Origin of the sequence: Citrobacter sp. Cpo061 (assembly GCF_030332845.1) — a bacterium.
In the GTDB taxonomy this organism is placed as follows: Bacteria; Pseudomonadota; Gammaproteobacteria; order Enterobacterales; family Enterobacteriaceae; genus Citrobacter; species Citrobacter portucalensis.
In genome coordinates, this window is sequence record NZ_JAOWHB010000019.1 from 252,685 (window position 1) to 263,611 (window position 10,927).

Genomic DNA, 10,927 nt, shown 5'->3' on the forward strand with positions numbered 1-10,927 from the left:
AAATTCGTGTATATTCCCTGCACGCTTGGGCATGAATACACAGGGTTTAGGAATGATTCGCAAGTATTGGTGGCTGGTTGTTTTTGCGGTCTTCGTTTTTCTTTTTGATGCGCTGCTCATCCAATGGATAGAGCTGATGACAACAGAGCACGACAAGTGCCGGAATATGAACTCAGTGAATCCCCTTAAGCTGGTCAACTGCGTCGACCTCGAATAGCACCTCAGGTAATGCTTCGACAGCCGTCAGCCTCTGGCGGTAAAAACTATCCGACCTGGTTTTCACTCTGCATTAATTGCATGACGCTACCGTCTGGGCTTAACATTTTTAGTACATTATCAACTAATACTGGAGCTTGCCCATATAGATCATAACTCACTGGATTCATTAACCAGTTTTTTATAATTCCGCTAAAACTACCGTGCAGAATAATGATGATGACATCTAAATCAAGAGTGGTGGCAATCAAATTGTCATCGACACACTTTTGCAGGGAATCACGAATGCTTTGATGACTGATACCTATTTTATCGCGAATAGCCTGCTCAGATATCATATCGTTATGAAATTCGCACTTATGATATAAAATCTGCATTAATGCCTGCTGACGAGGGTTCTCTGCAATATATTGTAACCCCACCACAAACTTTTCTCGCAATCGCTGTAAAGGGTTATCACCCCAACGACCAATTAGCTTGTCCTGAATAAGATCGCGTAAAGGTGGTTGTTGTAACCATAGCTCATTAAACAATTGAGTTTTATTTTCGAAATGCCAATAGAGCGCGCCACGCGTCACGCTGGCGGCATCCGCAATGTCGTTTAGCGTCGTATTGCTTACGCCACGTGCGGCAAACTGTACAATCGCCGTTTCTATCAGGTGCTGCCGCGTTTTGAGGGCATCAGCTTTCGTTTTTCTGGCCATGGTTCCGACTGTCTGAGGTAGAGTAGAGAATGATTAACTTTCTTATCTAATATTTGCGATACGGAACAAATGTATCACTTAGCATTTATTTAAACGAGTTCTAAAAAATATTATTAAGGACTTTGCACACGAATAAACAAAACGAATACCAACAACAAATATATTCACAAACCAAATGTTTATTTCAATTTGTGTTTATACGAATCATAGTATTGCTATTAACACCACAATGAAACAGCTGTCGATTAATCTTTTTTTGCTTTTACGTGCCGTGTATCGTGCCCATAAATAAGTATTGCTTACATCGCAAGCTAATAATTTGTAGGATAGCCAACTATTATTTTTCTTGTGCGCGTTATCGCCCCCTGCTTTACCCGGTTAATAACGAGCGTTCGGTTTTTTAAGGAATAGAAATGACGAAAAATGCCAGGTTTTCACTCCTGCCCTCATTCATCATCGTCTCCGCTGCATTACTCGCCGGTTGTAACGATCAGGGAGAAAAACAAGCTCATCCCGCAGAACCGCAGGTGACTGTCCATGTCGTCGAAAAGGCTCCTTTAGCCGTAACGACCGAATTACCCGGGCGCACAACGGCATTCCGAATTGCAGAAGTTCGTCCCCAGGTCAGCGGGATAGTGCTTAAACGGAATTTCACTGAGGGAAGCGATATTGAAGCCGGACAGTCACTTTATCAGATCGATCCCGCGACTTATCAGGCTGACTATGACAGCGCCAAAGGTGAACTGGCGAAGAGTGAAGCGGCGGCTGCAATCGCGCATTTAACGGTGAAACGCTATGTGCCGTTGGTTGGCACCAAGTACATCAGCCAGCAAGAGTACGATCAGGCAATTGCTGATGCTCGTCAGGCCGATGCCTCCGTGATCGCGGCAAAAGCGGCGGTCGAAAGCGCGCGTATCAATCTAGCCTACACCAAAGTGACATCGCCAATTAGCGGACGCATCGGTAAATCTAACGTCACCGAAGGTGCATTAGTCACGAATGGCCAGGCTACTGAGCTTGCTACCGTTCAACAGCTCGATCCCATTTACGTCGACGTGACACAGTCCAGTAACGACTTTATGCGCCTCAAACAGTCCGTTGAACAAGGGAGTCTGCATAAAGACAGCGCCAGCAGTACTGTCGAACTGGTGATGGAAAATGGTCAGTCATACCCGCTAAAAGGCTCTTTGCAGTTTTCTGATGTGACGGTTGATGAAAGCACCGGCTCAATCACCCTCAGAGCCGTGTTCCCTAACCCGCAGCACACGCTGTTGCCGGGCATGTTTGTGCGCGCACGCATTGATGAAGGCGTCCAGCCAAATGCCATTCTCGTTCCGCAGCAGGGGGTAACGCGCACGCCTCGCGGCGATGCCACCGTAATGGTCGTTAACGACAAGAGTCAGGTTGAGTCTCGCGCAGTCGTTGCCGCACAAGCTATTGGTGACAAGTGGCTCATCAGCGAAGGCCTGCAACCGGGTGACAAAGTTATCGTGAGCGGCTTACAGAAAGCACGTCCAGGCGTTCAGGTTAAAGCAACCGCCGATACCGAAACCCCTGCCACGAAAGCCCAATAAGGTAACCGGACATGGCTAACTTTTTTATCAGGCGTCCTATCTTTGCCTGGGTATTGGCTATCATTCTGATGATGGCGGGTGCTCTGGCAATCATGCAACTGCCCGTGGCACAGTACCCAACCATTGCGCCTCCTGCGGTCGCCATTTCTGCCACCTACCCTGGTGCAGATGCACAGACGGTTCAGGATACAGTCACACAGGTTATCGAACAGAATATGAATGGTATCGATAACCTGATGTATATGTCCTCCACCAGCGACTCGGCCGGGAGTGTGACTATTACACTGACTTTCCAGTCCGGTACCGATCCCGATATCGCGCAAGTGCAGGTGCAAAATAAACTGCAGCTCGCCACTCCGCTACTGCCGCAAGAAGTTCAGCAGCAAGGGATCAGCGTCGAGAAATCCAGCAGCAGCTTTTTGATGGTTGCGGGTTTTGTTTCTGACAACCCACAAACCACACAGGATGACATTTCCGACTACGTCGCTTCGAACGTTAAAGACTCAATCAGCCGTCTGAATGGCGTGGGTGACGTGCAGCTGTTTGGTGCACAGTACGCCATGCGCATCTGGCTGGATGCAAACTTATTGAACAAATATCAGCTCACGCCGGTTGATGTGATCAATCAGTTGAAGGTACAGAACGATCAGATTGCCGCAGGTCAGTTAGGGGGGACGCCTGCATTACCTAACCAGCAGCTTAACGCTTCTATCATTGCGCAAACGCGACTGAAAGACCCTGAAGAGTTCGGCAAAGTGACTTTACGCGTGAACAGCGATGGTTCGGTTGTTCACCTGAAAGACGTCGCACGTATCGAGTTAGGCGGGGAAAACTACAACGTCGTGGCGCGTATTAACGGTAAGCCTGCATCCGGCCTTGGGATCAAGCTGGCAACCGGGGCAAACGCGCTGGATACCGCGAACGCGATTAAAGCCAAGCTGGTTGAACTGCAACCTTTCTTCCCGCAGGGAATGAAGGTGGTCTACCCGTACGACACGACGCCGTTTGTGACCATCTCCATTCATGAAGTAGTAAAAACGTTGTTTGAAGCGATCGTACTGGTGTTCCTGGTCATGTATTTGTTCCTGCAAAACATCCGGGCAACGCTCATTCCTACCATCGCCGTACCTGTCGTATTGTTGGGCACATTTGCCGTGCTTGCTGCGTTTGGCTACTCAATAAACACCCTGACGATGTTCGGCATGGTGCTCGCCATCGGTCTATTGGTCGATGATGCGATAGTGGTGGTGGAAAACGTGGAACGCGTGATGATGGAGGATCATCTGCCGCCCAAAGAGGCGACGGAAAAATCCATGTCACAAATACAGGGAGCACTGGTTGGTATCGCCATGGTGCTGTCTGCGGTATTTATCCCGATGGCCTTCTTTGGCGGTTCAACCGGGGCTATCTATCGGCAGTTTTCCATCACCATCGTTTCCGCCATGGCGCTTTCAGTACTGGTCGCGCTGATCCTGACTCCCGCACTTTGTGCAACGTTGCTGAAGCCGGTATCAGCTGAACATCACGAGAAAAGAAGCGGTTTCTTTGGCTGGTTCAACGCCAAATTCGATCACAGCGTCAATCATTACACCAATAGCGTCAGCGGTATTGTGCGTAAAACTGGGCGTTACCTGGTCGTCTACCTGATAATCGTCATCGGGATGGCGGTGCTGTTTATGCGCCTGCCAACCTCCTTCCTGCCAGAGGAAGATCAGGGCGTCTTCCTGACGATGATTCAACTTCCTGCAGGCGCCACGCAAGAACGCACCCAGAAGGTGCTGGATCAGGTCACCCACTACTACCTGAACAATGAAAAAGCCAACGTTGAAAGCGTCTTTACGGTTAACGGCTTTAGCTTCAGCGGCCAGGGGCAAAACTCAGGGATGGCGTTCGTCAGCCTCAAGCCCTGGGAAGAACGTAGCGGTAACGAAAATAACGTTGAATCAATTATCGCCCGCGCTACCCGAGCGTTTAGTCAGATTCGTGATGGTCTGGTGTTCCCTTTCAACATGCCAGCCATCGTTGAACTGGGTACCGCGACGGGCTTCGACTTCGAGCTGATTGATCAGGGCGGGTTGGGGCATGCTGCGCTAACCCAGGCACGTAACCAACTGCTGGGCATGGTTGCCAAACACCCTGACCTGCTGGTTCGTGTGCGTCCAAACGGGCTCGAGGATACCGCACAGTTCAAGCTGGATGTCGATCAGGAAAAAGCTCAGGCCCTTGGCGTCTCGCTGTCCGATATTAATGAAACCATCTCCGCTGCGCTGGGTGGCTATTACGTCAATGACTTCATTGACCGTGGCCGCGTGAAAAAAGTGTACGTACAAGCCGATGCCAAGTTCCGTATGTTACCGGAGGACATCAATAATCTGTATGTTCGTAGCGCCAATGGCGAAATGGTTCCGTTCTCCACGTTTAGTTCCGCACACTGGATCTACGGCTCACCGCGTCTGGAGCGCTATAACGGTATGCCTTCTATGGAGCTGCTGGGAGAAGCAGCGCCTGGCAGAAGTACCGGTGAAGCAATGGCGCTAATGGAAAGCCTGGCGGAAAAACTGCCAAACGGTATTGGTCATGACTGGACGGGGATGTCCTATCAGGAACGACTGTCGGGTAACCAGGCTCCTGCGCTGTATGCCATCTCGCTAATCGTTGTCTTCCTTTGCCTTGCCGCATTGTATGAAAGCTGGTCTATTCCTTTCTCGGTGATGCTGGTTGTACCGCTCGGTGTTGTGGGCGCATTGTTAGCAGCATCACTGCGTGGGATGAATAACGATGTGTATTTCCAGGTTGGCTTACTAACCACAATCGGCCTCTCGGCTAAGAACGCCATCCTGATCGTCGAGTTTGCCAAAGACCTGATGGATAAAGAAGGCAAGGGGTTGATTGAAGCGACGCTGGAGGCATCGCGCATGCGTCTTCGTCCTATCCTGATGACATCCCTGGCCTTTATTCTGGGGGTTATGCCTCTGGTTATCAGTCACGGTGCAGGTAGTGGTGCGCAGAATGCGGTCGGTACCGGTGTTATGGGAGGAATGCTGACCGCAACATTGTTGGCTATCTTCTTCGTCCCCGTCTTCTTTGTTGTCGTAAGACGGCGTTTTAGTCGGCACAACGATTAATTTGTAAAATAAAGGCGTCTACGGACGCCTTTTTCACCTACGATGCTCCTCTTTATTTATTAGTAAGATAGCCATTTATTTCATTTAAACTATCCCTCTAAACTCGCCTGCAGCCTTTCTTTTTATCCATTATTTTTACAATCCACATGAATTGAGATTATTCCTCATGTCAGTCCTTTTTTAAGAAGTGGTAAAATAATCGCCGAGTTCGCAGATGGCTTAGCGTTTGTCTTTGCTTAATTAGCGAAACGCTTATTTTGAGGTAACACCATGAAAAGATTAATATCCGTTGCACTGCTTACCGCATTCCTGGCTGGCTGTGCACACGATTCTCCTTGCGTACCTGTATACGACGATCAGGGACGCCTGGTTCATACCAATACCTGTATGAAAGGCACCACCCAGGATAACTGGGAAACAGCCGGAGCCATCGCCGGTGGTGCTGCAGCCGTTGCCGGACTGACGCTTGGGATTGTCGCCCTGACCAAATAAATCATATTAAAAGCGTGGTTATTACCGCGCTTTTAGCAATAAGCATAAAATCTACATATAAGACAAAACGTTGCTTAATAGAACCTGACATGTAATAAAATTATTATAGATTTCACTCACACATCCGCGATTTGAAATTAGCATTTTTTCTGTTTTTCGTAACACCACATTTTCTTTTCATTATTCTCACGTCATTAATATTAACGCCAGAAATCGTTATCACGCGTCCTGTCTGATTTTTAAATTTTTTGCGCCGAAATGTGGCTTACGTTTCAATTTTGCACCACTTCAGGGCGCTGCATTTATTTTTTCCTGTCTACACTCTGCATATTGCGTCGAATAATCAGGCGCAAAAAACTGGCACTACCTTTGCTTAAAAGAGTATGGCCAAAGCCACAGACAGGTAAAAGACGTTTTCAGAACGTTTCCATAACAATAATTCCTCCACACAGGATGCTCTATGAAAAAGATGATAATCGCCAGCCTGGCTGCGGCCGGTGTGCTGCTTGCTGTTGCAAATCAGGCACATGCCGGCGCAACACTTGATGCCGTAAAGAAAAAAGGGTTTGTGCAATGTGGGATCAGCGACGGCTTGCCTGGCTTTTCTTACGCCGATGCAAGCGGCAAGTTCTCGGGTATTGATGTTGATGTATGTCGTGGCGTTGCCTCCGCCGTATTTGGCGATGATAGCAAAGTAAAATATACCCCGCTCACCGCCAAGGAACGCTTTACCGCATTACAGTCTGGTGAAGTCGACATGCTCTCTCGTAATACCACGTGGACCTCTTCTCGTGATGCCGGTATGGGCATGTCCTTCACTGGTGTAACGTATTACGACGGCATTGGCTTTCTTACCCACAATAAAGCAGGCCTGAAGAGCGCTAAAGAGCTGGATGGTGCAACGGTCTGTATTCAGGCGGGAACCGATACCGAACTAAACGTGGCCGACTACTTTAAAGCCAACAAGATGAAGTACACCCCTGTCACCTTTGACCGTTCGGATGAATCAGCCAAAGCTCTGGAATCTGGACGTTGCGATACGCTGGCTTCCGACCAGTCTCAGCTGTATGCCCTACGCATCAAGCTGAGCAATCCTGCGGAATGGATCGTCCTGCCAGAAGTTATTTCTAAAGAACCGCTGGGACCTGTCGTACGTCGTGGGGACGATGAGTGGTTCTCCATTGTTCGCTGGACGCTGTTCGCCATGCTAAATGCGGAAGAAATGGGTGTTAACTCGAAAAACGTCGATGAAAAAGCGGCTAATCCAGCAACACCGGATATGGCACACCTGTTGGGTAAAGAAGGGGATTATGGCAAGGATCTGAAGCTTGATAACAAATGGGCCTACAACATTATCAAGCAAGTTGGTAACTATTCGGAGATCTTTGAACGTAACGTTGGATCGGAAAGTCCGCTGAAGATCAAACGTGGACAGAACAACCTCTGGAATAACGGTGGCATTCAGTATGCGCCACCGGTGCGCTAATGCGTAGTGATGTAACGGGCGCCGCAACTGCGGCGCTCAGCCCAGAGTCATAGTTACTGAGGTTTTCTTATGTTCCATCGCCGCTCAACCGTAAAAGGATCGTTATCCTTTTCTAACCCTGCGGTCCGCGCCTGGTTATTTCAAATACTCGCCGTCATTGCGGTTATCAGCATTGCGGTCTATCTCATTCATAACACGATAAATAACCTGAACAATAGCGGTATTACCTCGGGGTTTTCTTTTCTCGATCGCAGCGCCGGATTTGGCATTGTCCAGCATCTGATCGATTACGAGCAAGGCGATACGTATGGTCGTGTCTTTGTGGTCGGCCTGCTCAATACGCTGTTAGTTTCAGCACTGTGCATTGTTTTCGCATCAATTCTCGGTTTCTTTCTCGGGCTGGCACGCCTGTCAGATAACTGGTTATTGCGAAAGCTCTCGACGATCTACATCGAAACGTTCCGCAATATACCGCCGCTGCTGCAGATCTTCTTCTGGTATTTCGCCGTATTACGTAATCTGCCCGGCCCACGCCAGGCCGTTAACGCGCTGGATTTGATGTTCCTGAGTAACCGGGGGCTCTATATTCCGGCCCCGCAAATGGGAGAAGGTTTTTTTGCCTTTTGTACCGCTGTCGTTATCGCTCTCGTCGTCACCATCGGATTATTTCGCTTCAACAGAATGCATCAGACCAAAACCGGTCAGCTACGTCGGACCTGGCCCACAGCTCTGGCGTTGATCGTACTTTTACCGGTGATTTCACAGTGGATGTTTGGCGCTGCGCTTCACTGGGATATTCCCGCGCTCCGTGGTTTTAACTTCCGTGGCGGTATGGTGCTTATTCCTGAACTGGCGGCACTGACTCTGGCGCTTTCGGTATATACCTCGGCATTTATTGCAGAAATTATTCGGGCGGGCATTCAGGCCGTTCCTTACGGCCAACATGAAGCCGCACGCTCGCTGGGTCTGCCAAATCCGGTGACGCTACGCCAGGTAATCATCCCACAGGCGCTACGCGTCATCATTCCCCCACTGACCAGCCAGTACCTGAATATCGTCAAGAACTCTTCTCTTGCAGCCGCAATTGGCTACCCGGACATGGTTTCACTGTTTGCCGGCACGGTACTCAATCAAACAGGGCAAGCCATTGAAACGATCGCCATCACCATGTCGGTATACCTGATCATCAGTCTAAGTATTTCTTTGCTGATGAATATTTATAACCGCCGTATCGCACTGATTGAGCGCTAAGGAGCCATGATGACAAAAGCACTGCTGTCTCACCCCTCGCGCCAGCACAGCAATCCGGCAAGCCGCAGTCTACTCTGGGTGCGTAAAAACCTGTTCTCCAGTTGGTCAAATAGCCTGCTCACCCTGCTATGCGTATGGCTGATTTGGTCATTTCTTCCACCACTGTTGAACTGGGTATTCTTTCAGGCCAACTGGGTCGGTTCTACCCGGGCAGACTGTACCAAAGCCGGAGCCTGCTGGGTGTTCATCCATGAACGCTTCGGGCAATTCATGTATGGGCTTTATCCACACGATCAGCGTTGGCGCGTAAATCTGGCCCTGATAATTGGTCTGGCTTCTATTGTTCCGATGTTCTGGAAAACCATTCCCCACCGTGGCCGTTATATCGCTATCTGGGCAGTCATATATCCAATTGTCGTCTGGTGGCTGATGTACGGTGGTTTTTTCGGACTTGAACGCGTAGAAACCCGGCAGTGGGGCGGATTAACACTGACGCTTATTATTGCATCCGTGGGGATTGCAGGCGCGCTTCCATGGGGCATTTTACTGGCGTTGGGACGTCGTTCCCATATGCCAGTCGTGCGGGTTTTATCCGTCATTTTCATTGAGTTCTGGCGCGGTGTACCGTTGATTACCGTTCTGTTTATGTCCTCGGTCATGCTTCCTCTGTTTATGTCCGAAGGAACCAGTATCGACAAGCTTATCCGGGCGCTGGTCGGCGTTATTCTTTTCCAGTCGGCCTATGTCGCAGAAGTGGTTCGCGGAGGGTTACAGGCCCTACCGAAAGGTCAGTATGAGGCCGCGGAATCACTGGCGCTAGGTTACTGGAAAACCCAGGGGCTGGTCATTCTTCCGCAAGCCCTCAAGCTGGTTATCCCTGGTCTGGTTAACACGATTATCGCCCTGTTCAAGGATACCAGCCTGGTCATCATCATCGGTCTGTTTGATCTCTTCAGTAGCGTACAGCAGGCAACTGTGGACCCTGCGTGGCTGGGTATGTCGACAGAAGGATATGTTTTCGCTGCACTGATTTACTGGATCTTCTGTTTCAGTATGTCGCGTTACAGCCAGCATCTGGAAAAACGTTTTAACACCGGGCGTACGCCGCACTGAGGAATTTATGAGCCAATTATTAATGCCGTCTACCGACGCGATGATTACGCTGGAAAACGTCAACAAATGGTACGGACAGTTTCATGTCCTGAAAAACATCAACCTGAAGGTAAAACAAGGAGAGCGCATCGTATTATGCGGGCCTTCCGGTTCGGGTAAATCGACAACTATCCGCTGTATTAACCATCTGGAAGAACATCAGCAAGGACGCATTGTAGTGGATGGGATTGAGCTCAATGAAGACATCCGCAATATTGAGCGCGTCCGACAAGAAGTTGGCATGGTCTTTCAGCACTTTAATCTCTTTCCTCATTTAACTGTCTTGCAAAACTGCACGCTGGCGCCTATCTGGGTGCAAAAGATGCCGAAAAAAGAGGCTGAAGTACTGGCAATGCACTACCTTGAGCGGGTCCGCATTGCCGAACATGCACATAAATATCCCGGGCAAATCTCTGGTGGACAACAACAGCGCGTGGCCATTGCACGCTCGCTGTGTATGAAACCCAAAATCATGTTATTTGATGAACCCACATCAGCGTTGGATCCTGAAATGGTAAAAGAAGTGCTGGATACCATGATAGGCCTGGCGCAATCGGGCATGACCATGCTATGTGTAACCCATGAAATGGGCTTTGCCCGCACAGTAGCTGACCGGGTGATCTTTATGGATCTTGGCGAGATTGTGGAACAGGCACCACCGGATGAGTTTTTTGCTCACCCCAAATCGGAACGCACTCGCGCGTTTTTATCGCAGGTTATTCATTAAATATATATGCCGGATAAAGTTCCGGTGGATTTGTCCTCCTCAGGAGAGCGCTCGCCGACAAACAACAGATAAAACAAAAGGCCCAGTCTTTCGACTGAGCCTTTCGCTTTTATTTGATGTCTGGCAGTTCCCTACTCTCGCATGGGGAGACCCCACACTACCATCGGCGCTACGGCGTTTCACTTCTGAGTTCGGCATGG

At 49.4% G+C, this 10,927-nt stretch carries 9 protein-coding genes and 1 rRNA gene; 8 read left to right on the forward strand and 2 right to left on the reverse strand.

Features of this window, described 5'->3' with window-relative positions:
- The first annotated feature begins 52 nt into the window (after positions 1-52).
- Positions 53-217 carry a DUF2556 family protein gene (locus OGX97_RS02515; protein WP_003025279.1) on the forward strand — a complete coding sequence of 55 codons (165 nt, stop codon included), beginning with the start codon at positions 53-55 and terminating at the stop codon, positions 215-217.
- 46 nt (positions 218-263) lie between these two features.
- Here OGX97_RS02515 and envR read toward each other — a convergent pair whose 3' ends face one another.
- Entirely contained in the window at positions 264-920 is a 657-nt protein-coding gene (gene envR, locus OGX97_RS02520) for an acrEF/envCD operon transcriptional regulator (protein WP_048225757.1), read from the reverse strand.
- A 413-nt stretch (positions 921-1,333) separates the two neighbouring features.
- Between envR and OGX97_RS02525 the strand changes: the two genes are divergently transcribed.
- The 7 genes from OGX97_RS02525 (at position 1,334) to OGX97_RS02555 (ending at position 10,727) form a co-directional block, all read left to right on the forward strand.
- Positions 1,334-2,494, forward strand: a complete 1,161-nt coding sequence (locus tag OGX97_RS02525; RefSeq protein ID WP_048236881.1) for an efflux RND transporter periplasmic adaptor subunit — start codon at positions 1,334-1,336, stop codon at positions 2,492-2,494.
- A gap of 11 nt (positions 2,495-2,505) precedes the next feature.
- Complete coding sequence (locus OGX97_RS02530) at positions 2,506-5,619, forward strand: efflux RND transporter permease subunit (protein ID WP_008785975.1); 3,114 nt, start codon at positions 2,506-2,508, stop codon at positions 5,617-5,619.
- Positions 5,620-5,889: 270 nt separating this feature from the next.
- Positions 5,890-6,111 (forward strand): lipoprotein, encoded by a 222-nt coding sequence (locus tag OGX97_RS02535; protein ID WP_003025292.1) that lies wholly within the window; start codon positions 5,890-5,892, stop codon positions 6,109-6,111.
- A 460-nt stretch (positions 6,112-6,571) separates the two neighbouring features.
- Positions 6,572-7,597: an amino acid ABC transporter substrate-binding protein gene (locus OGX97_RS02540; RefSeq protein ID WP_008785976.1), complete on the forward strand. Its 1,026-nt coding sequence runs from the start codon at positions 6,572-6,574 to the stop codon at positions 7,595-7,597.
- A 69-nt stretch (positions 7,598-7,666) separates the two neighbouring features.
- Positions 7,667-8,848: an amino acid ABC transporter permease gene (locus OGX97_RS02545; RefSeq protein ID WP_008785977.1), complete on the forward strand. Its 1,182-nt coding sequence runs from the start codon at positions 7,667-7,669 to the stop codon at positions 8,846-8,848.
- A 9-nt stretch (positions 8,849-8,857) separates the two neighbouring features.
- Positions 8,858-9,961: an amino acid ABC transporter permease gene (locus tag OGX97_RS02550; RefSeq protein WP_020996364.1), complete on the forward strand. Its 1,104-nt coding sequence runs from the start codon at positions 8,858-8,860 to the stop codon at positions 9,959-9,961.
- Positions 9,962-9,968: 7 nt separating this feature from the next.
- Positions 9,969-10,727, forward strand: a complete 759-nt coding sequence (locus OGX97_RS02555; RefSeq protein WP_003025300.1) for an amino acid ABC transporter ATP-binding protein — start codon at positions 9,969-9,971, stop codon at positions 10,725-10,727.
- A 118-nt stretch (positions 10,728-10,845) separates the two neighbouring features.
- Here OGX97_RS02555 and rrf read toward each other — a convergent pair.
- Positions 10,846-10,927, reverse strand: a 5S ribosomal RNA gene (gene rrf, locus OGX97_RS23260); the annotation flags it as partial.